22 protein-coding genes and 1 riboswitch are annotated in these 21,474 nt (G+C 75.0%); of the genes, 11 read left to right on the top strand and 11 right to left on the bottom strand.

What is annotated here, in order from left to right; all coding sequences use genetic code 11:
• The first annotated feature begins 90 nt into the window (after positions 1-90).
• From CRP51_RS01530 to CRP51_RS01510, 5 genes are all read left to right on the top strand, one after another.
• Entirely contained in the window at positions 91-552 is a 462-nt protein-coding gene (locus CRP51_RS01530; RefSeq protein WP_097229070.1) for an SRPBCC family protein, read from the top strand.
• A complete protein-coding gene (locus CRP51_RS01525; RefSeq protein WP_097229069.1) occupies positions 549-1,919 on the top strand; it encodes an ArsA family ATPase in 1,371 nt (456 codons plus the stop codon). The genes CRP51_RS01530 and CRP51_RS01525 overlap by 4 nt, the downstream gene beginning before the upstream one ends.
• 138 nt (positions 1,920-2,057) lie before the next feature.
• Positions 2,058-2,603 carry a DUF5304 family protein gene (locus CRP51_RS01520; RefSeq protein WP_170970392.1) on the top strand — a complete coding sequence of 182 codons (546 nt, stop codon included), beginning with the start codon at positions 2,058-2,060 and terminating at the stop codon, positions 2,601-2,603.
• Between the two features lie 76 nt (positions 2,604-2,679).
• Positions 2,680-3,621 (top strand): ROK family glucokinase, encoded by a 942-nt coding sequence (locus CRP51_RS01515; RefSeq protein WP_097229068.1) that lies wholly within the window; start codon positions 2,680-2,682, stop codon positions 3,619-3,621.
• Positions 3,622-3,638: 17 nt separating this feature from the next.
• The gene (locus CRP51_RS01510; RefSeq protein WP_245880298.1) at positions 3,639-4,331 is read left to right on the top strand and encodes an endonuclease/exonuclease/phosphatase family protein; all 693 of its coding nucleotides are present in this window, start codon (positions 3,639-3,641) and stop codon (positions 4,329-4,331) included.
• A gap of 38 nt (positions 4,332-4,369) precedes the next feature.
• On the opposite strand, the gene CRP51_RS01505 is transcribed toward CRP51_RS01510, so the two are convergent.
• Both CRP51_RS01505 and CRP51_RS01500 read right to left on the bottom strand, forming a co-directional pair.
• Positions 4,370-4,846, bottom strand: a complete 477-nt coding sequence (locus CRP51_RS01505; RefSeq protein WP_097229067.1) for a hypothetical protein — start codon at positions 4,844-4,846, stop codon at positions 4,370-4,372.
• Positions 4,843-5,625, bottom strand: a complete 783-nt coding sequence (locus tag CRP51_RS01500) for an alpha/beta hydrolase (RefSeq protein WP_097229066.1) — start codon at positions 5,623-5,625, stop codon at positions 4,843-4,845. The genes CRP51_RS01505 and CRP51_RS01500 overlap by 4 nt, the downstream gene beginning before the upstream one ends.
• 139 nt (positions 5,626-5,764) lie before the next feature.
• On the opposite strand from CRP51_RS01500, the gene CRP51_RS01495 reads away from it, so the two are divergent.
• Complete coding sequence (locus tag CRP51_RS01495) at positions 5,765-6,487, top strand: lysophospholipid acyltransferase family protein (protein WP_097229065.1); 723 nt, start codon at positions 5,765-5,767, stop codon at positions 6,485-6,487.
• Positions 6,488-6,503: 16 nt separating this feature from the next.
• Here CRP51_RS01495 and CRP51_RS01490 read toward each other — a convergent pair whose 3' ends face one another.
• The gene (locus CRP51_RS01490) at positions 6,504-8,468 is read right to left on the bottom strand and encodes an anthranilate synthase family protein (RefSeq protein ID WP_097229064.1); all 1,965 of its coding nucleotides are present in this window, start codon (positions 8,466-8,468) and stop codon (positions 6,504-6,506) included.
• A gap of 313 nt (positions 8,469-8,781) precedes the next feature.
• Here CRP51_RS01490 and CRP51_RS01485 point away from each other — a divergent pair, with 313 nt between their 5' ends.
• Together CRP51_RS01485 and CRP51_RS01480 are read left to right on the top strand one after the other, a co-directional pair.
• Positions 8,782-10,128 carry a class II 3-deoxy-7-phosphoheptulonate synthase gene (locus tag CRP51_RS01485; RefSeq protein ID WP_097229063.1) on the top strand — a complete coding sequence of 449 codons (1,347 nt, stop codon included), beginning with the start codon at positions 8,782-8,784 and terminating at the stop codon, positions 10,126-10,128.
• A gap of 167 nt (positions 10,129-10,295) precedes the next feature.
• Positions 10,296-10,550: a (2Fe-2S)-binding protein gene (locus CRP51_RS01480; RefSeq protein ID WP_097229062.1), complete on the top strand. Its 255-nt coding sequence runs from the start codon at positions 10,296-10,298 to the stop codon at positions 10,548-10,550.
• A 28-nt stretch (positions 10,551-10,578) separates the two neighbouring features.
• On the opposite strand, the gene bfr is transcribed toward CRP51_RS01480, so the two are convergent.
• Entirely contained in the window at positions 10,579-11,061 is a 483-nt protein-coding gene (bfr, locus tag CRP51_RS01475; RefSeq protein WP_097229061.1) for a bacterioferritin, read from the bottom strand.
• Positions 11,062-11,256: 195 nt separating this feature from the next.
• On the opposite strand from bfr, the gene CRP51_RS01470 reads away from it, so the two are divergent.
• The gene (locus tag CRP51_RS01470) at positions 11,257-11,883 is read left to right on the top strand and encodes a sulfite oxidase-like oxidoreductase (protein WP_097229060.1); all 627 of its coding nucleotides are present in this window, start codon (positions 11,257-11,259) and stop codon (positions 11,881-11,883) included.
• 3 nt (positions 11,884-11,886) lie between these two features.
• Here the strand turns inward: CRP51_RS01470 and CRP51_RS01465 are convergent, their stop codons facing one another.
• The 7 genes from CRP51_RS01465 to thiO all read right to left on the bottom strand — a co-directional run bounded on the left by CRP51_RS01465 (position 11,887) and on the right by thiO (position 19,690).
• A complete protein-coding gene (locus tag CRP51_RS01465) occupies positions 11,887-12,801 on the bottom strand; it encodes a deoxyribonuclease IV (RefSeq protein ID WP_097229411.1) in 915 nt (304 codons plus the stop codon).
• Between the two features lie 63 nt (positions 12,802-12,864).
• Positions 12,865-13,674, bottom strand: a complete 810-nt coding sequence (locus CRP51_RS01460) for a transglycosylase SLT domain-containing protein (RefSeq protein WP_097229059.1) — start codon at positions 13,672-13,674, stop codon at positions 12,865-12,867.
• Between the two features lie 331 nt (positions 13,675-14,005).
• Positions 14,006-15,940 carry a Stk1 family PASTA domain-containing Ser/Thr kinase gene (gene pknB, locus CRP51_RS01455; RefSeq protein WP_097229058.1) on the bottom strand — a complete coding sequence of 645 codons (1,935 nt, stop codon included), beginning with the start codon at positions 15,938-15,940 and terminating at the stop codon, positions 14,006-14,008.
• A gap of 214 nt (positions 15,941-16,154) precedes the next feature.
• The gene (locus tag CRP51_RS01450; protein WP_141514524.1) at positions 16,155-17,315 is read right to left on the bottom strand and encodes a septum formation family protein; all 1,161 of its coding nucleotides are present in this window, start codon (positions 17,313-17,315) and stop codon (positions 16,155-16,157) included.
• A 106-nt stretch (positions 17,316-17,421) separates the two neighbouring features.
• Positions 17,422-18,264: a thiazole synthase gene (locus CRP51_RS01445; RefSeq protein ID WP_097229056.1), complete on the bottom strand. Its 843-nt coding sequence runs from the start codon at positions 18,262-18,264 to the stop codon at positions 17,422-17,424.
• Between the two features lie 2 nt (positions 18,265-18,266).
• Positions 18,267-18,479, bottom strand: a complete 213-nt coding sequence (gene thiS, locus CRP51_RS01440) for a sulfur carrier protein ThiS (RefSeq protein ID WP_097229055.1) — start codon at positions 18,477-18,479, stop codon at positions 18,267-18,269.
• Positions 18,476-19,690: a glycine oxidase ThiO gene (gene thiO / locus CRP51_RS01435; protein ID WP_097229054.1), complete on the bottom strand. Its 1,215-nt coding sequence runs from the start codon at positions 19,688-19,690 to the stop codon at positions 18,476-18,478. Before thiO ends, thiS begins: the two co-directional genes overlap by 4 nt.
• Before the next feature lie 12 nt (positions 19,691-19,702).
• Positions 19,703-19,791: riboswitch (TPP riboswitch) on the bottom strand.
• A gap of 60 nt (positions 19,792-19,851) precedes the next feature.
• Between thiO and CRP51_RS01430 the strand changes: the two genes are divergently transcribed.
• Together CRP51_RS01430 and CRP51_RS01425 are read left to right on the top strand one after the other, a co-directional pair.
• A complete protein-coding gene (locus tag CRP51_RS01430) occupies positions 19,852-21,054 on the top strand; it encodes an NAD(P)/FAD-dependent oxidoreductase (protein WP_245880297.1) in 1,203 nt (400 codons plus the stop codon).
• A gap of 32 nt (positions 21,055-21,086) precedes the next feature.
• Complete coding sequence (locus CRP51_RS01425; protein ID WP_097229053.1) at positions 21,087-21,452, top strand: Rv2175c family DNA-binding protein; 366 nt, start codon at positions 21,087-21,089, stop codon at positions 21,450-21,452.
• Positions 21,453-21,474: the final 22 nt, after the last annotated feature.

The raw sequence follows: 21,474 nt of genomic DNA, 5'->3' as shown, positions 1-21,474 counted from the left end.
GGGGGATCGTCCGCCGGGCCGTGGGCTGTCGGTGGGGCGCGGTAGCCTTCCCCGGACGGCACCGGGAGATAAGTGCGAGGAGCCAGGCCGATGGCCGAACACACCAGGTCCAGCATCACCATCGAGGCCGCCCCTGCGGACGTGATGGCGGTGATCACGGACTTCGACCGCTACCCGGAGTGGACGGGGGAGGTCAAGGAGGCCGAGGTGCTGGCCAGGGACGGGAGCGGCAGGGCCGAGCAGGTGCGGCTGCTGCTGGACGCGGGCGCGATCAAGGACGAGCACACCCTGGCGTACCAGTGGCCCGACGCCAACGAGGTCAGCTGGTCGCTGGTGAGGTCCCGGATGCTGCGCGCGCTGGACGGCTCCTACCGGCTGGCGCCGGTCGCCGGCGGGGAGCGCACCGAGGTCACCTACCAGCTGACCGTGGACGTCAAGATCCCGATGCTCGGCAGCATCAAGCGCAAGGCGGAGAAGGTCATCATCGACCGCGCCCTGGCCGGCCTGAAGAGCCGGGTGGAGAGCGGCGCCGACCAGCCCTCCGACGGGTGAGCGGCGCCCCGCGCACGCTGCTGGTCACCGGCCCCGGTGGAGACGGGGTCAGCACGGTGGCCGCGGCGACGGCGCTGGCCTCCGCCCGCTCCGGGCGGCTGACGTTACTCCTGAGCCGCGAGCCGGCCGACCGGCTGGGCGCGCTGCTGGGCGTCCCGGCCGACGCCCTCGCCGGCGCGCGGCCCGTGGAGGTCGCCCCCGGGCTGTGGGCGGGGCGGATCGTGTCGGGTCCGCCGTTCCGCGCCGCCGTGCTGGCCGCGCAGCGGCAGGCGCGCACGGCGCTGGCCGCCCTGGGCTCGGCCACGTTGGAGGAGGACGAGCTGACCGAGCTGCCCGGCGCCGAGCAGTGGGCGACGCTCGCCGCGCTGCGCGCCGCGCAAGCCGACGAGCGGTGGGCGCGGGTCGTGGTCGACCTGCCGCCGGCCGTCGACGCCGTCCGACTGCTGGCGCTCCCCGGCCAGTTGCGGCGCTATCTGCGCCGGCTGCTGCCGCAGGAGCGCAGGGCGGCCCGCGCGCTGCGGCCGCTGCTGGCCCAGTTGGCGAACGTCCCGCTGCCGGCCGAGGCGCTGCTGGGCGCCGCCGTCGACTGGGACGCCTCGCTCTCCGAGGCCGAGGGGCTGCTGGCCGATCCCGGGCTGGCGGTCCGGCTGGTCTTCGAGCCGACCGCGCGTTCCGTCGCGCTGCTGGGCACCGCGCACGCCGGCCTCGCGCTGCACGGGATCGGGGTGGAGGAGGTGCTGGCCAACCGGCTGGTGCAGGGCCGTTCCCCCGACCGCCTGGTGCGGGCGCTCGCGGCGCGGCAGGACGCGCTGATATCCGGGTTCGCCCAGAGCGTCGGCCGTTCCGAGGCGCCCCGCCGGGTGCCGCACATGGGGCCCGATCCGGACGCCGCCACCCTGGCCGGGCTGCTGCCGGCGCCGGCGGATCGCGCGATACCCCGGCCGGAGCCGGTGCTGGAGGACCGCCTGGCCGAGGACGGCCGGCTGGTCTGGCGGCTGCCGCTGCCGGGAGCCGTCAAGCACGACCTGGACCTGGTGCGGCGCGGGGACGAACTGGTCGTCACCACCGGGCCGTTCCGCCGCGTGCTGCCCCTGCCGTCCGCGCCGCGCCGCTGCGTGGTGGACGGCGCCGCCTTCGCGCACGGCGAGTTGGCGGTGCGCTTCACGCCCGACCCCGAGCGCTGGCCCCGGGACGCCGAGGGCGGCTCCGAGGGCCGCACCGCGGCCGCCTCCGCGGGGCCGACGGCACCGACGACGCCGGCCGGAAGCGAGGGGGCCGAACGCGGCGAGGCGCAACGGGCCGGGGGCGGACGCGGCGAGGCCGAACGCGACGGGGTGTTCGAACGCGGCGGGGAGAGCGCCGGCTGAGAGGGACCGCCGGCTGAGGAGAGCGCCGGCTGAGGGGGACGGCCGGTCGACGGTGGTGGCCGGGGCGCGGCCTTCGGGTAACGTCGAAAGGGACGCTCACCCCGCGCCCGTCCGGGCGCCCAGCACCAGGAGGTCGCGATGGGCGACGCAGCCGAGCCCCCCGTCGAGCGGCCGGCCGACCGGGACGAGTCGGCCGAGGGGGCCGACCCCTGGGCCGCCGCCTGCGCCGAGGACCTGGCCGCCGAGCGGGAGCGCCGCCGCGCCCTCCACGGTCCGGAGCCGACCGACCCCGCCGACGAGCTGCGCCGGCTGGCCGACGCCCTGACCGGCACGCTGGGCGAGCTGGGCTCTCGACTGCCGCAACTGGGGCCGCTCGCCAAGCCGTTGGCGCACCAGGCCAGGGCGGCGATCGACCCGGTGATCGAGCGCAACGCCGACGCGATAGGTCATCTCGCGTCCGCCGGGCAGGAGTTGCTCGCCGCCTACAAGTCCGCCGTCCTCGGGCAGGAGGCCCGTTGGACCCGGGAGGACCGTCCCGCGGACGCCGAGCGGCCGGAGCGCGCCGAGCCCGGGGGCGGCGGCGCGGCGACGGGCGCCGACGACTCCCCGGAGCGGCCGGGCAATCGGGGCGAGGGGGACGATTCGTCCGGCTCCGGCGGCCGTCACCGTATCGACCTCGACTGACATCAGGGAGCCCAGCCAGGGCGGCCTCCGGTAACGTGGGTCGGAGGCGGTTTCACTGACATCACTTGAGGGACAAATGGGACTGACGATCGGCGTCGACATCGGCGGTACGAAGATCGCGGCCGGTGTGGTCGACGAGGGCGGCGCGATCCTCGACACGTGTCAGGTGCCGACCCCGCCCACCCCCGAGGGCGTGATCGAGGCCATCGCGGACGCTGTCCGTTCCGTCGGCGAGGGCTCCTCGGCGGACGCCGTGGGCATCGGCGCCGCGGGCTATGTCGACGACAAGCGCGCCACCGTGCTCTTCGCCCCCAACATCCGCTGGCGCCACGAGACCCTCAAGGACAAGATCGAGCAGCGCGTCGGCCTCTCCGTGGTCGTGGAGAACGACGCCAACGCCGCGGCCTGGGGCGAGTACCGCTTCGGCGCCGGCGCCGGCCACGACGACGTCGTCTGCATCACGCTCGGCACCGGCCTCGGCGGCGGCATCATCATCGGCGGCCGGCTGCACCGGGGGCGCTTCGGCGTCGCCGGCGAGTTCGGCCATCTGCGGGTGGTGCCGGACGGCCTGCTCTGCGGCTGCGGCAGCCAGGGGTGCTGGGAGCAGTACGCCTCCGGCCGCGCCCTGGTCCGCTACGCCCGCCAGCGGGCCTCCGCCACCCCGGAGAACGCGGGGCTGCTGCTCGGCCTCGGCGACGGCACCCCCGAGGGCATCGACGGCCGGCACGTCAGCGACGCGGCCAGGGCCGGCGACCCGGTGGCCGTCGACTCCTTCCGGGAGCTGGCCCGTTGGGCCGGCGCCGGCCTCGCCGACCTGGCCTCGCTCTTCGACCCCTCGGCGTTCATCGTCGGCGGCGGCGTCTCCGACGAGGGCGACCTGGTCCTCGAACCGATCCGCAAGTCCTTCCGCCGCTGGCTGGTGGGCGGTCGCCACCGCCCGCACGCCCAGGTGCTCGCCGCCCAACTCGGCGGCCGCGCCGGGCTGGTGGGCGCCGCCGACCTGGCGCGGCAGGGCTGAGCGGTCCGGGGCGCGCGGTGTCGGTCAAGGTCAGGCTTCTCAGCTACAACGTCAGGTCCCTGCGGGACGATCCGCACGCGCTGGTCCGGGTGATCCGGGCCTGCGCGCCGGACGTGGTCTGCCTCCAGGAGGCCCCGCGCTTCTTCCGCTGGCGCAAGCGCGCCGCCGAACTCGCCCGGCGCACCGGCCTGGTGACGGTCACCGGCGGCGCGCCCAGCTGCGGCACGATGATCCTCTCCGGGCTGCGGGCCACGGTGGAGCACACCGAGGAGACGACGTTCCCCCTGGTGCACGGCGAGCACCGGCGCGGCCTCGCGGTGGCCGGGCTGCGCTTCGGGCGCGAGGCCCGGCTCTCGGTGGTCAGCTGTCATCTCTCCCTGCGGGACGCCGAGCGGCGCGCGCAGGGGGAGGCGCTGCTGGAGCGCGTCGCGGCGTTCGACACCCCGGCCGTGGTGGCGGGCGACCTCAACGAACGCCCGACCGGCGCGACGTTCCGGCGGCTGGCGGGCGCCCTCACCGACGCGCGGGAACGGGCGCCGGTGGGCGGGGAGTTCACCTTCCCGGCCACCGCGCCCCGGCGGCGGATCGACGGGGTGTTCTGCTCGGACGGCGTCACCGCGCTCTCCTGCGGGGTGCCGACGGCGCCCGACCCGGACGACCTGGCGGCGGCCTCCGACCATCTGCCCGTGCTGGCGGTCCTCAGCCTCTGACCGGCGCCCGGCCCGTGCCGCCCGCCCGGGGCACGGGCTCAGACCACCGCGCCGTTGCCCGGGTCCTGCCAATCGTCGTCGTCGTCCCGCATCCGGCTCACCAGGGTGGCGAAGCCCCCCAGGAAGCCGCCGACGCCCAGCGTCACCACCCACCAGGTCATCCGCTGCTGGAGCAGCACGGTGAAGACCAGCAGCAGCGGGCCGCCCAGCACCGCGAGCCAGGCCAGCTTGGTGGTCAGGTCGGTCTCCGGCAGCGGCGGCGGCTCGGGCGGCTCGAAGTGGCCCTCGTCCTCCTCCTCGGCGACCCAGTCGCGCGGACCGTCGTCGCCCAGCCGCTCCCGGGTCGGCCCGTCGGCCGCCGCGACGCGGTTGACCGGCTCGACGTCCTCCACGCTCGGCCAGTGGCCTGGCGGGTCCGCCGGCTCCTCACCGTAGCCGGCGACGATCTCCGCCCAGGCGGCTTCCTCGTCGATCGGGTCGCGGCCGTCGCCGCGCTCCTGGTCACGTTCCGTCACGGGATGTCTTCCTTGTCACGAGGCGAGGTCACGAGGCGAGTGATGAAGGCGTCCGTCTCCTGCAAGATACGCTCCGCGTCGTGGTCCAGGGTGGCCACGTGGAAGCTCTCCGTCAGCACCACCTCCCGCACGTCCAGGGAGGAGACCCTGGCCAGCAGCAGGGCCGAGTCCGAGGGCGGCACCACGTGGTCCACCGCGCTGTGCATCACCAGCAGCGGCTGGGTCACCTGCGGCAGGTCCTGGCGCACCAGGGAGAACAGCTCCCGCAGCGAGTGCGCCGCCCGCGAGGGCACCCGGTCGTATCCCACCTCGCGCACCCCCGGCTTCGCGATGTCGCCCACCAACCCCGGCGTGCTGGGCACCACATGGCGCACCACCCGCAGCGCCGCCCCCTTGGCGGCGGGAAAGGTGAGCGCCGGGTTAACCAACGCCAGCGCGCTGACATTCCCCGGCTGCCGCGCCGCGAGCCGCAGCGCGAGCGCCCCGCCCATCGACAGCCCGCAGACCACCACGCGCGCGCAGCGCTCGGCGAGCAGCAGCAGCTCGCGGTGGACGGCGGCGTACCAGTCCTGCCAGCCCGTGACGGCCATGTCCTGCCAGCGGGTGCCGTGCCCGGGCAGCAGCGGCAGCGACACGGTGTGCCCCCGGGCGGCCAGCGCCTCGGCCAGGGGCCGCAGCGACTGCGGACTTCCCGTGAAGCCGTGGCAGAGCAGCACCCCGACGGGGCCCTCGTCCTGCGACGTGTGATGGAACGGCTCGGCACCGGGCAGAAGGCGCATCGGCGACGGCTCCCTTCGCTGCGGGTGTGGGTACCCGTGGGGGTGCGACGGCGCCTGCAAGCCTACGTGGGGCGCCCGATGACGCGCCACGCACCGGAAAGCCCGGTAGGGTCCGCATCGGTGAACACGGGAGGTCGTCTTGTTGTACGGAGCGATGAAGGTGAGCGTCGGGGCGGGGTTGAAGGCGACCTTCCGCCCCTGGGTCGAGGGGAAGGAACACGTCCCCGCCGAGGGCCCCGCGATCCTCGCCAGCAACCACCTGTCGTTCTCCGACTCCTTCTTCCTGCCCGCCATGCTGGACCGCAGGGTCACCTTCATCGCCAAGGCCGAGTACTTCAACTCTCCCGGGGTCAAGGGCCGGTTGACGGCGGCGTTCTTCCGGGGCGTCGGCCAGCTGCCGGTGGACCGCACCGGCGGGCGCGGCGCGGGTGAGGCGGCGATCGCCAGCGCGATAGCCGTGCTGGAACGCGGGGAGCTGTTCGGGATCTACCCCGAGGGGACCCGTTCCCCCGACGGCCGGCTCTACCGGGGCAAGTCCGGCGGGCTCGCCAGGGTCGCGCTGGCCACGGGGGCGCCGGTGCTTCCGGTGGCGATGATCGACACCGAGAAGATCCAGCCGCCGGGGAAGGTCGTGCCGAAGCTGATGCGCCCGGGGATCCGGATCGGCGCGCCCCTGGACTTCAGCCGCTACCAGGGGATGGAGGGCGACCGCTTCATCCTGCGCTCGCTCACCGACGAGGTGATGTACGCGATCATGCGGCTCTCCGGGCAGGAGTACGTCGACGTCTACGCGACCGTCGCCAAGCGGCGGTTGGCCGAGGCCGCCAAGGGCGGGGACGCGGCCGACCCCGAGAGGGAGTGACCGCGCCCCGCCCCGCTCACCCGACGGGCGCCCCCGTCGGCCGCAGCAGCTCGGCGGCGATCTCCGGGCCGTCCAGCGTCAGCACGGACTCGGGATGGAACTGCACCCCGACGAAGCCGGGGCCGCGCAGCGCGTGCACCGCGCCGGAACGCTCCCGGCTCACCCGCGTCCCCCGCGCGGCCAGCGCCTCGGCCGCCGCGTCCGTGCAGTGGGCGCGGTAGGAGCTGTAGAAGCCGACGACCCGTGGCCGGCCGAAGAGATCGATCCGCCGCTGGTCGCCCTGGCGGGGCCGGTCGGCGCGGACCAGCGGCAGCCCCAGCTCGGCGGCGATCAGCTCGTGGCCGAGGCAGACCCCGACCACCCCGTGCCGGTGACCGGCCAGCAGCGCGGCGGCCAACGGACGCAAGCGCCGCATCCGGGGGTCGGCGCCGTCCTCCGGGTCGCCGGGCCCGGGGCCGAGCACCACCGGGCCGCGGTGCGTCAGCGCGCGCTCCCGCGCGCCGGGCGCGTTCCACCGCACCACCTCGACCCCGGCGCCCACCGACCGCAGCAGATGGGCCAGCATCGCGGTGAAGCTGTCCTCCGCGTCCACCACCAACACCCGTGGCGACGCGGCCCGTTCGCCCTCCGCGCCGGCGGCGGGGAGCGGGGCCGCCTCGCGCAGCCGCAGCCAGAACGGCGAGAGGAGGGAACGGCGCGCCGCCAGCCTGGCCCGCACCTCCGGGTGGTCCCCGAGCGGGGCGCGTTCCGCCTCGCCGCGCTCCGGCGTGGGCGCCTCTGGGCGTGCGCCCAGCGCGGCGAGCACCCCGGCCGCCTTGGCGTGGGTCTCCGCCACCTCACCCGCCGGGTCGGAGCCGCGCACCAGGGTGGCGCCGACCGCCACCCGCAGCGCGCCGTCACGGGCGCGCACGTCGGCGGTGCGGATCAGGATCGGCGAGTCCAGCGTCTGCCGCCCGGCGTCGTCCGTGCCCAGCAGCGCCAACGCCCCCGCGTAGTAGCCGCGTCCGCCCGGCTCGTGGCGGGCGATCACCCGGCAGGCGTTCTCCAGCGGACTGCCGGTGACCGTCGCGGCGAACATCGTCTCCCGCAGCACCTCCCGCACGTCCCGGGTGGTACGCCCGCGCAACTCGTACTCGGTGTGCGCGAGATGCGCCATCTCGCGCAGCCGGGGACCGACGACGACGCCCCCCTGGTCGCCCACCGCGCACATCATCTTCAGCTCCTCGTCCACCACCATCGACAGCTCCTCGCTCTCCTTCGGGTCGTCGAGGAACGTCAACAGACCGGCCAGGGAGGGCCCTTCGGCGGGATAGCGGTAGGTGCCGCTGATCGGGTTCATCACCACGGTGCCGCCGGCGACCCGCACATGCGCCTCGGGGCTCGCGCCCACCAGCACGCGCTCCCCGGTGTGCACGACGAACGTCCAGTAGGCGCCGCGCTCGGCCAGGCAGAGCCGCCGGAAGAGGGCCAGCGCGTCCCGGCGGGAGAAGCCGTCGACGGTGCCGGTGAAGGTCCGCCTGATCACGAAGTTCGCGCCGGCGCCGGTGGCGATCTCCTCCTCCAGCACCCGCGCCACCGTCTCGGCGTACCGGGCGTCCGAGACGTCGAAGGCGCCGTCCCGCACGGCGACCCGGTGGGCGGGGAGGGCGGCGAGCGTCTCCCGCAGCGGCAGCTCGCGCGCCTCGTGGACGCGCAGCACCGCCAGCGGGGTCCCGTCGTCCCGCACCTCGAAGCCGCGCTCGGCCAGCTGCCGGAACGGCAGCAGCGCCAGCGCGGCGGGGCCCCGCCCCGTCTCGGGCAGCGGGATGTCGGCGATCCGCTCCACCGTCTGGACCGGCCCGCTGATGACCTCCACCACATCCGGGTCGTGCCCCGGGGCGCGCCGGCGCAGCAGGGCGAACGGCCGCTCGTCGGCCAGCAGCGCCGCCAGGGTCGCGGCGGCGTCCGCCGGCTCGGGGGTCGGGTTCGTCGTCGGATCCACGGTTCTCCACTCTCTCCACGGTCACGGGGCGGGTCGGGACACGGGGTCCGCCCGGCCGGGGAGCCGCGGGCCCGCGACGCGGGTCGCGGAAACGCCGAAGGCCGCCCCGGAGGGCGGCCTTCGCGTCGTCAGTGGGAACGCGCGCTCAGTGGGCCGCCTCGGGAGCGGTCCACCACCAGGAGGTGAGCTGTCGCACGTTCACGGGCGGCACTCTAGAGCACTCACGCCGGCGCGCGCCAGCGCCCGCTCCGGTTCCTGTCTCACGGAACGAGCAGGACGAAAGAGCCCCGACCGCACCCCGTAACCTGGGGGCGTGACCGTGAACGCTGACAGCAGCAACTCCTTCGACTCCTGGCGAGACCTGCCCGCGGCGCAGCAGCCGGAGTATCCGGACGCCGCCGAGCTGCGCGCCGTCACCGAGGAGCTGGCGGGCTATCCGCCGCTGGTCTTCGCCGGGGAGTGCGACCAGCTCGGGGACCGGATCGCCGATGTCGCGCAGGGCCGCGCCTTCCTGCTCCAGGGCGGGGACTGCGCCGAGGCGTTCGACCAGGTCGGGGCCGACCAGATCCGGGCGAAGCTCAAGACCCTGCTCCAGATGAGCGCGGTGTTGACCTACGCGGCCGCGGTGCCGGTGGTCAAGGTCGGGCGCATCGCGGGGCAGTACTCCAAGCCGCGCTCGAAGCCGACGGAGACCCGGGACGGGGTCACGCTCCCCAGCTACCGGGGCGACTCGGTCAACGGCCCGGAGTTCACCGAGGAGGCGCGGGTCCCGGACCCGAGGCGCCTGCTGCGGATGTACCACAGCTCCGTGGCCACGTTGAACCTGGTGCGCGGCTTCACCACCGGCGGCTACGCCGACCTCCACCAGGTCCACTCGTGGAACCAGGACTTCGTGCGCAGCTCGGCGGCCGGGCAGCGGTACGAGGCGCTGGCCAGGGAGATCGACAACGCGCTGAACTTCATGCGGGCGTGCGGCGCGCAGCCCGCGGAGTTCGAGTCGGTGGAGTTCTACGCCTCCCACGAGGCGCTGCTGCTGGACTACGAGGCGGCGCTGACCAGGACCGACTCGCGCAGCGGCCGGCTGTACGACGTCTCGGGCCACATGGTGTGGATCGGGGAGCGGACCCGGCAGCTGGACGGGGCGCACATCGAGTTCGCCTCCCGCATCAGGAACCCGATCGGGGTGAAGCTGGGCCCGACGACCACGCCCGAGGAGGCGTTGGCCCTGATCGACCGGCTGGACCCGGAGCGGATCCCCGGCCGGCTGACGTTCATCACGCGCATGGGAGCCGACCGGATCAGGGACCGGCTGCCCACGCTGGTGGAGAAGGTCACGGCCTCGGGGGCGACGGTGGCGTGGGTGTGTGACCCGATGCACGGGAACACGTTCGAGGCCGCCTCGGGGCACAAGACCCGCCGGTTCGACGACGTGCTGGACGAGGTCAAGGGCTTCTTCGAGGTCCACAAGGAGCTGGGGACCCACCCGGGCGGCATCCATGTCGAGCTGACCGGTGACGACGTCACCGAGTGCGTGGGCGGCGGGGACGAGATCTTCGTCGACGACCTGCACCAGCGGTACGAGACGGCCTGCGACCCCAGGCTCAACCGCAGCCAGTCCCTCGACCTGGCCTTCCTCGTGGCGGAGATGTACCGCTCCTGAGGGCCTCCCGCGCCGGCCGTGGCCGGCGGGGAGCCGGGACACCGAAGCGCCCCGGGGCGTGGCGCCTGCCACACCCCGGGGCGCTTTCGCGCGCGGGAACCGTGAGAGTAAGGTAAGGCTTACCTGGCCATTGGGGCTCCGCCGTCGTCGTCTCCCGGGAGTAACGCGTGTACGTCTGCTCGTGCTTCGGCGTCACCGAGGAACAGGTGCGCGGCCACGCGGCCGCCGGCGCCCGCACCCCCCGGCGGCTGGCCGCCGAGTGCCGGGCCGGCACCGACTGCGGCTCCTGCGTGCGGCGCATCCAGGGCCTGCTGAGCCGGATCGAGCCGACCCCGGCGCCCGCCGTTCCGGCGCCGCCGCCCGTCGCCGTCGAGCCGGCGGCGCCCGCGCCGTCCCGCCACGCGTCGCCTCTCCCGGTCTGACCGGCGCCCGCGGTGCCCTCGCGGGGGCTCACGCCTCCTTGGGCTGCTCGATCTGCTGCGCGAGGTAGAGCGCCTCGCCGAGCTTCTCGATCAGCTCCAGCTGGGTGTCGAGATAGTCGATGTGGTGCTCCTCGTCCCTGAGGATCGACTCGAAGATCCTGGCCGAGGTGATGTCGCCCTTGGCCCGCATCACCTCCACGCCCCGCCGCAGCCGGTCGATGGCCTCGACCTCGATCTGCCGGTCGGCCTGGAACATCTCGGTGACGGTCTGCCCCACCCGGACATGGAACAGCCGCTGGTAGTTGGGCAGTCCCTCCAGGAAGAGCACGCGGTCGGTGAGCACCTCGGCGTGGCGCATCTCGTCGAAGGACTCGGCCCGCGTGTAGGCGGCGAGCTTGCTCCAGCCGAAGTGCTCCTGCATCTTGGCGTGGAGGAAGTACTGGTTGATCGCGGTGAGTTCGGCGGTGAGCTGTTCGTTCAGCAGCTCGATGACCTCGGGATCGCCCTGCATGGTGGGGAGATCTCCTTTCTGGTGTTCCGCGGTCGCGTGCGCGGCGACGCGTTCCTCGACTGGTCGCGCTGTCCGCGCATCGTGGCACCGGCGCGGCGGTTCGTCCAGTAAGCGAAGGCTTACCGAATTGACCCGATTGGCAGCGCCGGGGGGTGGCGGTGCGGCCCGGGAGGGCGGGTCTGTCACCATGGACCCATGGGTCAGCCGGAGCACCGTGGTCAGGGCCGTGGTGACGGGCTTCCGCCCGGGCAGCGGCTGCAACGCGGCTGGCCGGTGACGCACTACGGTCCCGTCCCCCGATTCCGCGAGGAGCGCTGGGAGTTCCGGGTCTTCGGCGCCACGGCGGACGGGGACAAGCGCTGCTGGACGCACGAGGAGTTCTCGGCGCTGCCCTACCGCACCCTCGTCGCCGACCTGCACTGCGTGACCAAGTTCTCGATGCTGGACGTCGAGTGGGGCGGGGTGCCGGCCGCGACCGTCCTGGAGCTGGCGCCGCCTGCGCCGGAGGCGACCCACGTGATGGTCTGGGCCGAGTACGGCTACAGCGCCAACATCAGGCTCGCCGACTTCGCCGCCGAGACCACGCTGCTGGCGACCCACCGGGACGGCGAACTGCTCACCGCCGAGCACGGTTTCCCGCTGCGCCTGGTGGTGCCGCGGCTCTACGCGTGGAAGGGGCCCAAGTGGGTGCGCGGCGTCGAGTACATGACCGCCGACCGCCGGGGCTTCTGGGAGGAACGCGGCTACCACAACCTCGGCGACCCCTGGCGCGAGCAGCGCTACTCCTACCAGGAGGAGCCGGGCGACGGCCCCGAGGCGTAGCGCTCAGCCGGGGGGTCGGCCGCGCAGTGCCTTCAGACGGGCGATGTCGGCGGCGTGACCCTCGACCCCGCCGGGGGTCTCGATGACGAACGGCACCCCGTCGGTCGCCGGGTGGCGCAGCAGCGCGCCGAACGCGTCCGCGCCGACCGCTCCGGCGCCCACGTTCTCGTGGCGGTCCAGCCGGCTGCCGACGCCCGCCTTCGAGTCGTTGGCGTGGACCAGGGCCAACCTGCCGGGGCCGGCGACCCGTTCCAGCTCGTCCAGCGCGGCGGTGGCGCCGCCGGGGGCGGCGAGGTCGTGGCCGGCGGCGAAGACATGGCAGGTGTCCAGGCACACCCCGACGCGCGGATGGTGCTCGACGGCGGCCAGATAGGGCCCGAGATCCGCGATCAGCGAGCAGAGCGAGAAGCCCTGACCGGCCGTCGGCTCCAGCAGCAGCCGGGGAACGGGGCCGGTGCCGCCGCGCCCGTCCAGCGCGTCCAACTCGTCGAGCAGCGGCCGCAGCAGTCGCCCCGCCTGCGCCAACGCCACCTCGCGCGGGCGGCCCCCGGTGGCGGAGCCGGTGTGCACCACCACGCCCAGCGCGCCGATGGCGTGCGCCCGGCGCAGCGAGTGGCGCAGGGAGACGACCGAGCGCGCGGCGGTGTCGGCGTTGTGCGAGCCGAGGTTGATCAGATAGGGCGCGTGCACATAGGCCGGGAGTCCCTCGTCGGCGCAGGCGGCGGCGAACGCCTCGTCCTGCGCGGGGACGCCGGGCGGGGTCGCCCAGCCGCGCGGGTTGGCGACGAAGACCTGGAGCGCCTCGGCCCCGATGGAGCGCGCGTACCGCACGCCGACGGCGGCCAGGCCCCCGGCTACGGGGACATGGCCGCCGATCGGACGGCGAGGGGCCCGGCTTTCACTCCGTCGAGGCTGCACGGGCTCAGCCTGCCAGGCGCGGCCGGCCGCCGGCACCCCGGGCCCCGGGCGCGCGGGAAACGGTCAGTAGGGGCCGTTCACGTTGTCGATGGAACCATAGCGGTCCCAGGCGTAGTTGGCGGCGGCAACGATGTTGGCGACCGGGTCGTAAAGGTCGTACGGCGTGCCGGGAACGTGATACGCGTCAAACGTCGGCTGGATCACCTGGAGCAGCCCGATGGAGGGAGTTCCGTTGATCGCGTTGATATCCCAGAGATTGATCGCGTTCGGGTCGCCGCTGGACTCGCGGATGATGTTCCGGTGAAGTCCCTCGTACGTTCCGGGAATTCCGTGCTGGGCCATGATGTCCAGCGCCTCGTTGATCCAGCCGTCGAGGTTGTCCGGGTACTCGGGGGCGGCGGGCTCCGGCTCGGGGGCGGGCTCCGGCTCCGGCTCCGGGGCCGGTTCCGCCGCGGGTTCCGGCGCGGCGGCGGGCTTGGCGTCCGCCTCGGCGGCGGTCTCGGTCTCGGCCTCGGCCTCCAGCGCCGCGCGTTCCGCGCTGCGGTCGGCGGCCCTCTCGGCCGCCCTGGACTCGGCCGCCTGGCGCTCTATCTCCGCCTGGAGGGCGCTCGGATCGGCCCCCGACAGGGCGTTCTCGCGCTGCTGTTGGGCGGCGTCGGCCAGCACGGTCGCCGTCTCCTGCCCGACCTCGCCGGGGGCGGCCTGCGCGGCGCGGCCCTGTCCCGGGAGTTCGGCGGCCTTCACCTGCCAGGCCGCGGTGCCGGTCGCCGTCTGCTCGGGGGAGTCGGCCGAGGCCGGAGTGACGGCGAGGGCGGCGGCTGCCAGGCCCGTCGTGGCGAGTGCGGCGGTGGCGGTCCGCCGCCAACGGATCATGTGGGTCCCTACCGGACCACGGTGAGCGGGCATTTCAGGGGTCCTCTTGTTCTCGCGTGGTGCTCGCGGATCGCGATGGCCCTTGTTAACAGCCCTTAAAAAGGAAATGCAATAACCCTACGTACTAAATGGCGTAGTGTGGCGCGTTCGGCAAAAACCCGTTTGGCCGCGTTAAGCACGGAGCGCGGAACCCGAAGAGAGCACTAACCGCTTTCGTATGTGACCAAAGTCCTATGACGCGGGTCACAGGAATGGATGCTTAACGAGGGCAAAGCATCCAGGCGTGTGAATGTGGGTAAAGGCGCGCCCATTGACGGCGTTCGGCGTACGGTCAGCGGACCCAGAGGGTGATCGTCGAGCCGCGCGGGGCCTCTTCGTCCCTGACCGACTGGTTGAAGACCTGACCGGTGATGAAGACCCGGTTGACGTTCACCTCGAAGCCGAGGTCCTCCAGGACGCGGGTCGCCTCGTCCTCGTCCTCGCCGCGCACGTCGGGAACCATGATCATCTCGGGCCCCTTGGAGACGGACAGCTCGACGGTCTCGCCCTCCGCCCAGCTCTCGCCGGCGGCGGGGGTCTGCTCGGCGATCGTGCCGGCCTCCTCCTCGGAGTGCACGCGCTCGGGGACCACCTCGACCTCGAAGCCCGCCTCCGCCAGCCGTTGGATCGCCGTGCCCTCGGCCTCGCCCACCACGTTCGGCACGGACAGCTCACGGCCCCGGCTGACCACCAGGTCGACCGGGCTGTCCGGGCGCAGCTCGGCGCCCGGCTCGGGGTCGCTGCTGATCACCGCGCCCCGGGGCACCTCGTCCGAGAAGCGCCTGGCCTCGTCGCCGACGACCAGCCCCGCGTCGGCCAGTTGCTCCCTGGCCTCCTCCAACGGCACGCCCCGCAGGTCGGGCACGCCGGAGACCTCCGGTCCCCGGGAGACGAAGAGCGTCACGGTCGCGTTGTTGCGCACCCGCTCCCCGCGCTCGGGGTCGGTGGTGATCACGTGGTCGGGCTCGACGTTCTCCGAGAACCGCTCGACGACCCGCACCCCCAGACCCGCGTCGCGGACCCGCTGCTCGGCCTCGGCGCGCGGCAGGTCGTAGACGCCGGGGGTCTGCTGGAACTGGCCGGAGGCGACGTACCAGACGCCGATGCCGCCGGCCAGCAGCAGCACCGCGGCCACCACGAGCGAGAGCACCCCGCGCCGGGAGAGCCGGCGGCGCGGCACCGCCGGCGGGTCGGACGGCGGGGGACCCGCCGGCAGATCGATGCGGGCCGTGTGGTGCACCTCGGCCGGCTCCCGGCGCACCACGCCGGGCGACCGCGACACACGCCGCGTCCTGTCCTCCGACCCGACGGGACCGTCCCCGCCGTCCCCGCCGTCCGCCTCGTCCCTGGCGGCCGGCGGCCTGGCGTCGAGCTGGGCGTCGCTCAGCGCCGCCCGCGCGCCCCTGGCCTGCGCCAGCATCGCCGCCGCGTCGCCCAGCCGGCGCGCCGGGGTCCTGGCGGTGGCCGCGGCCACCAGCTGGTCCAGTTGCGGCGCGAGCTCCGGAACCGCCTCCGAGGGGGCGGGCACGTCGTGGTGGACATGCGCGAAGAGCACCTGCGCCGGCGAGTCCCCGGAGTGCGGCTTGCCGCCGGTCAGCATCTCGTACAGCAGCACGCCGCACGCGTACACGTCGGTGCGCGCGTCGACCGCGCCGCTCTCGATCTGCTCGGGCGCCAGGTAGGAGACGGTGCCGAGCAGCGAACCCGTGTCCGCCGAGGTCTGGCTGTCCACGCCGCGCACCAGCCCGAAGTCCGCGACCTTGACCCGGCCGTCCGAGCCGATCAGCACGTTCTCCGGCTTGATGTCGCGGTGCACCAGGCCCGCCCGGTGCGCGGCGGCGAGACCGGCCAGCATCGGCTCCAGGATCTCCAGCGCCGGCCGCACGGCCAGCGCGCCGCGCTCACGCAGCACGTCGCGCAGCGTGCAGCCGTCGACGTACTCCATCGCCAGATAGACGTAGGCGCCGTCCGCCCCCTGGTCCAGCACGCCCACGATGTTGGGGTGGTCCAGCCGCGCGACGGCCTTGGCCTCCCGGATGAACCGCGCCACGAACCCGGCGTCCGAGACCAGCGCCGGGTGCATCACCTTCAACGCCAGCACCCGGTCGAGCCGGGTGTCCACCGCCCGGTAGACCGTGGCCATGCCACCCACGGCGATTCGCTCGACGACCCGATACCGGCCGTCGAGCACGTGTCCGATCAGCGGGTCGTGCAGGGTGGCGTCCACAGCGCTCGATTTTACGGCCGTCCGGGACACCCTCGCGCCCGGCGGCCGGACCGCGACGGAACGGTGACGAAAGTGCCGGGTGGCGGAGGGCCGACAGCGGTGCCGGGCTGCTCGGGCGGGACCTCGTCCCCGTCCCGGTGGCGGGGCGCTCGCGCCGTTCCCCGCGCCCCCGTCCGGGCTGCCGCGGGCGGCCGCGAGCCGCCGCCGGGCACGGCTACTCCGTGGCCAGGCCCAGCAGTTCGCGGATCTCGAACTCCACGTCGATGCCCATCGTCGCGTATCCCTCGTCCACCGCGGCCCAGAAGGAATCCTCGTCCCGCGCGGAGGCCGCCTCGCGCCAGACGCCGAGGCTGACCTCCCTGGCCTCGACGAGCCGGGCCACGGGCTCGGCGATCAGCGACCAGTCATGGGCCGGCAGGGCCTCGGTCTCGTCCTCGATCGCCGCCACCATCTCCCGCGCCCAGAGCCGGCCGCCCGCCACGTTCACCGTGCCGCGCACCGGCTCGGCCCAGACGGCGATCTCCAGCGGGCCGGTCAGCTCCAGGTACGCCAGCGACTCGGCGTCCAGCGCGGCGGCGTCCCCGCGCAGCGAGCCGGTCAGCGGTTCGCCGTCGAGCTGGCCGAAGAAGCAGAGGATCTCCCGGTCGCCCCACTCCCACCCCTCGGGCTCCGGGCGGTAGTACGCCGTCGTCACGTCCAGCGGCACCGCCCAGGTGTCCAGCACATACGGGGGCACGAGCCGGGAACACTCCCGCTCGGCGTGCTCCAGCAGTACGTCGGCGCCGGGGAACGCGTCGTCCGGGAGGTACTCGGTCAGCTGGACCGCCCCGAACACCTCGCCGTCGTGGGGCCCCTCGCAGGGCACCACGGTGACGCTGTCGGCCGTGGCCTCCATGCCGTACACGGTGTCGAAGCAGTCGCCCGCCTCGACGTCGCCGAAGACCAACTCCTCGCGCTCCCCGCGTCCTTCGTCGGGGGCCTCGCCGCCGGGTTCTTCGTCGTCCGGACGTTCCCGCTCACGGGCCTCCGCGACGCGGTTCCCGGACACGTCGTCCTCCATGACCGTCCAGGAGACGCCGACCGCCAGCGCCACCACCTGCGCGCCGGCCAGCGCCAGCGCCGCCGTCGCGAGCCCCCGGCCGCGCCCGCGCCCGCCGGCGAGGCGGCCGAGCGCCACCACGCCCAGTGCCAGGGCCACCGGGAAGAGCGCCACCAGCGAGGCCACGAACGCCCAGACGGCCAACGGTTCCCGAGGCGGCGGGGGCGGCGGCGGAGGCGGGGCCTGGGGTGGCGGAGGCGGCGCCTGCGGCGGTGCGGGCGCGTCGGGTCTGTCCTGGTCGCCGGCCGGCTGCCCAGGCGGGTGCGGAGTGCTCAACTGGGCTCCAGGAGCGAGGGAGACGGGGTCGCGGTGCCCGCGCGGGCCGGGCGCCGGCCTCGGTGCGGCGGGCGTCCCCCCGCCCGGGACGTGGCGGAAGCGTATATCAGGGGAGACCGGCCCCGAAGGCCGGCCGTTCGGGGTCGAGGTCCGCCAGCCCCTCCGCCGGCGAGGACGCCTCGGCGAAGTGCCGCCTGGGGATGCGGCCCGCCAGCGCGGCAAGCCGCCCCGCCGACACCGCCTCGCGCATCGCCCGCGCCATCACGACCGGGCGCCGCGCCCTGGTCACCGCCGAGGCCAGCATCACGCCCGCGCACCCCAGCTCCATCGCCAGCGCCGCGTCCGACGCCGTGCCGGCTCCCGCGTCCAAAATCACCGGCACGCGCGCCCGTTCGGTGATCAGCCGGAAGTTGTGCGGGTTGCGGATGCCGAGACCCGAGCCGATCGGGGAACCCAGCGGCATCACCGCCGCGCACCCCACCTCCTCCAACCGCCGCGCCACCACCGGGTCGTCACCGACGTAGGGCAGCACCGTGAAGCCGTCGTCGACCAGCGTCTCGGCGGCCTCCAGCGTGGCCACCGGGTCGGGCAGCAGGGTGTGCTCGTCGGCGACCACCTCCAGCTTCACCAGCTCCGTGCCCAGGGCCTCGCGCGCCAGCCTGGCGGTCAGCACCGCCTCGCCCGCCGTCTGGCAGCCGGCGGTGTTCGGCAGCACCGCGATGCCCAGCTCGTCGAGGACCGAGAGCACGGAACCGCTGGTCGCCGGGTCGACGCGGCGCATCGCCACGGTGGTCAGCCCGGTCCCGGAGGCGCGGAGCGCGTCGCGGAGCACCGCCAGACTGGGGGCGCCCCCGGTTCCCATGATCAGCCGCGACTCCAGTCGCAGATCGCCGATGACCAGCGGCTCGTCGTCGAGGCGCGCCGCCGGCGCGCCTTCCGTCCCGTCCATCCTCACCCTCCCTGTACCGCGGTGAGCACCTCGACCCGGTCGCCGGCGGTCAGCCGCAGCTCCGCCCAGCGCCCGCGCGGCACCACCGTCTCGTTCACCGCCGCCGCGATCCCCGAGGACGCGGCGGTCAACTCGCCGACCAGCGCGGCCAGCGTCGTCCCCGCCGCCACCTCGCGCCGCGCGCCGTTCACCGAGACCGGGACCGTCCCGCTCACGCCGGCACCCCCGAACGGAGCGCGGCGCCGGCGTCGGTGAACCGGCCGGCGTGGAACGGGCGCGCCGGCTCGGGGAGGGCGCCCCCGGTGAGGGAGGCGGCCATGGCCTCGCCGGTGAGCGGGGCGAGGAGCACCCCGTTGCGGTGGTGGCCGGTGGCGAGCTGGAGCCCGGGGAGCGCGGTCGGGCCGAGCAGCGGGCCGTTGTCCGGCGTGGTGGGGCGCAGCCCGGCGCGGTTCTCGACGAGCGGCAGCTCGGTGATGCCCGGCACCAGGGCGTGGGCGTCGCGCAGCAGCCGGTAGACGCCGCCGGCGGTGACCTCGGTGTCCCAGCCGCGTTCCTCGGAGGTGGCGCCGAGCACCAGCTCGCCGTTCTCCCGCGGCACCAGGTACACCGCCTCGCCGCGCACCACGGCCCGCACGGTGCGGGTCAGCAGCGGCGGCCGGTCCGGCAGGTCGCGCAGCCGGAGGATCTGGCCCTTCACGGGCCGCACCGGCACCGCCACCTCCGGGGGCAACCCGGCCAGCCGGCCGCTGCGGCTGCCGGCGGCCACCACGGTCTGTCCGGCCGTCAGCCGCGCCCCGTCCTCAAGCCGCACGCCGACCGCGCGGCCGGCGGCCACCAGCAGCTCGCGCGCCGCGCGCCGCACCAGCCGCACCCCGGCGTGGCGGCAGGCGGCGAGCAGCGCGGCCGTCAGCAGCCTGGGGTCGACCTGGTGGTCGCCGTCGACGCGCAGTCCGCCGCGCACGCCGGGCGCCAGCATCGGCTCCAGCCGCCGGCACTCGCGGCCGGTCAGCCACTCGGCCCGCAGGCCGCACTGGCGCTGCGTCAGATGGGTCTCCCGCAGCAGCGCCCGGTCGTCGGCGTCCAGGGCCACGGCCAGCGTTCCGCAGGGCCGGTAGCCGACGCCGGCCGGCGCGTGCGCGGCCAGCTCGGCGACGAAGTCCGGGTAGCGGCGGGCCGAGGCGAGGTTGAGCGCGAGCAGCGCCTCCTCGCCGTGGTGCAGTTCGGTCACCGGCGCCAGCATCCCCGCCGCGACCGAGGCCGCGCCGCCGCCCGGCTCCGGGTCGACCACGGCGGTCGAGAGCCCCGCCCCGGCGGCCCGCCACGCGGTGACCAGCCCGATCAACCCGCCGCCCACCACGGCCACGTCGACCGGGCGCGGCCGCTCCCGCGCTCCCTCGTGCGCTCGCGCGCCTGTCCTCGCCTCCACGGCGTCTCGCCTCCTCCCTGCGCCGGCATGACCCGGATCAGGTACGTACGGTCGGAGGCCGCGAGCCTCCCTCTCAGCCCGGTGCGGCCGGGCTCCCGTGGGTTCGTTCCGCCGGCCAGCGTAGTACCCGGGGCGGCGGCGCCGGCTCGTAGGCTGGCGCCGTGACTTCGGGACGCATCGTGATCGTCGGCGCCGGCCTGGCCGGCGCCACCACCGCACAGGCGCTGCGCGAGGGCGGCTGGACCGGCCCGCTGACGCTGCTCGGCGCCGAACCGCACCGGCCCTACGACCGGCCGCCGCTCTCCAAGGAGCTGCTGCGGGGACAGCCGGCGGAGCTGGAGCTGGCCGTCGACTTCGCCGCACTCGACATCGCGTTGGCGCTGGGCCGCACAGCCACGCAACTGAACGTCGAGGCACGTCGTTTGGAGACTGACGGCGGCCCGCTGGACTACGATGCCGTTGTTCTGGCCTGTGGCGCCCTGGCACTGGACCTACCGGGCACGGCGGGCCTGCCGAACGTCGTGACTCTGCGCACGAGGGACGATGCCGAACGGCTGCGCCCGGTGCTGGCAGGCGGCGGCGGTCTGGTGATCGTCGGCGCCGGCTGGATCGGCGCCGAGGTCGCCACCGCGGCCCGCGCCGCGGGGTGCGCCGTCACGGTCGTCGAGGCCGGGCCGCACCCGCTGGCCGGCGCGCTGCCCGCCGAGGTCGCCGGCCCGATGGCCGACTGGTACGCCGAGGCCGGGGCCGAGCTGCGCACCGGTGTGCCGGTGACCGCCGTCCGGGACGGCGAGGTGGAGCTGGCCGACGGCACGGTGCTGGGCGCCGACGCGGTGCTGGTCGGCATCGGCTCCCGCCCGGACACCGACTGGCTGGCCGGCTCGGGCGTCCCGCTCGGCGAGGACGGGGCCGTGCTGGCCGACGCCGCGCTGGCGACCGCCGCCCGGGGCGTGTACGCCGTCGGCGACTGCGCCTCCTACCCCTCCGCGCGCTCCGGGCGCCGCCTGCTGACGCACCACTGGGACAACGCGCTGGTCGGCCCGCGCACCGTCGCGGCCACTCTGCTGGGCGAGCGGGCCACCCACGATCCCGTGCCGTACTTCTGGTCGAGCCAGTTCGGCCGGTACCTCCAGTACGTCGGCGAGCACCGCGCGGGGGACGAGCTGGTCCGGCGCGGCGAGCCGGGCGCGGCGGGGCGGGGGTGGAGCGCCTGCTGGCTGCGCGACGGCGCGTTGGCGGCGGTGCTGGCCGTGGACCGGCCGCGCGACCTGCTCCAGGGACGGCGGCTCGTCGACCGGCGCGCCGCGGTCGACCGGGCGCTGCTCGCCGACCCCGACGTCCCCCTCAAGTCGGCGGCCCGCTGACGGTTGTCGGTGGGAGATGGCAGGCTGGAGGGGTGACCGAGATTGATGCGAAGACCGACGCTCTCGTCCCCGCCTGGCTGACCCTCCCCGAGATCGCGGAAGTCCTGGGCCTGGAAGTCACCCGGGTCCGCCAGCTGGTCAAGGAGGGCCAGCTGATCGCGGTGCGCCGCGGCGAGAACCGCGCGCTCCACGTGCCGGCCGCCTTCATCGGCGAGGACCGGATCGTCCGCGGCCTGACGGGCACCCTCACGCTGCTGCGGGACGACGGCTTCAGCGACGAGGAGATGCTGGAGTGGCTCTTCACGCCGGATGACAGCCTGCCCGGCACGCCGGCGCAGGCCCTGCGGGAGAATCGCGGGACGGAGGTGAAGCGCCGCGCCCAGGCGCTCGCCGTGTAGCCCACCAGCCGGTGGCGGTCCC

The organism is Streptomyces zhaozhouensis, from assembly GCF_900230195.1.
Taxonomy (GTDB): Bacteria; Actinomycetota; Actinomycetes; order Streptomycetales; family Streptomycetaceae; genus Streptomyces; species Streptomyces zhaozhouensis.
The sequence above is the reverse complement of the archived record's forward strand: the minus strand, read 5'-3'. Positions and strand labels throughout refer to the sequence as shown.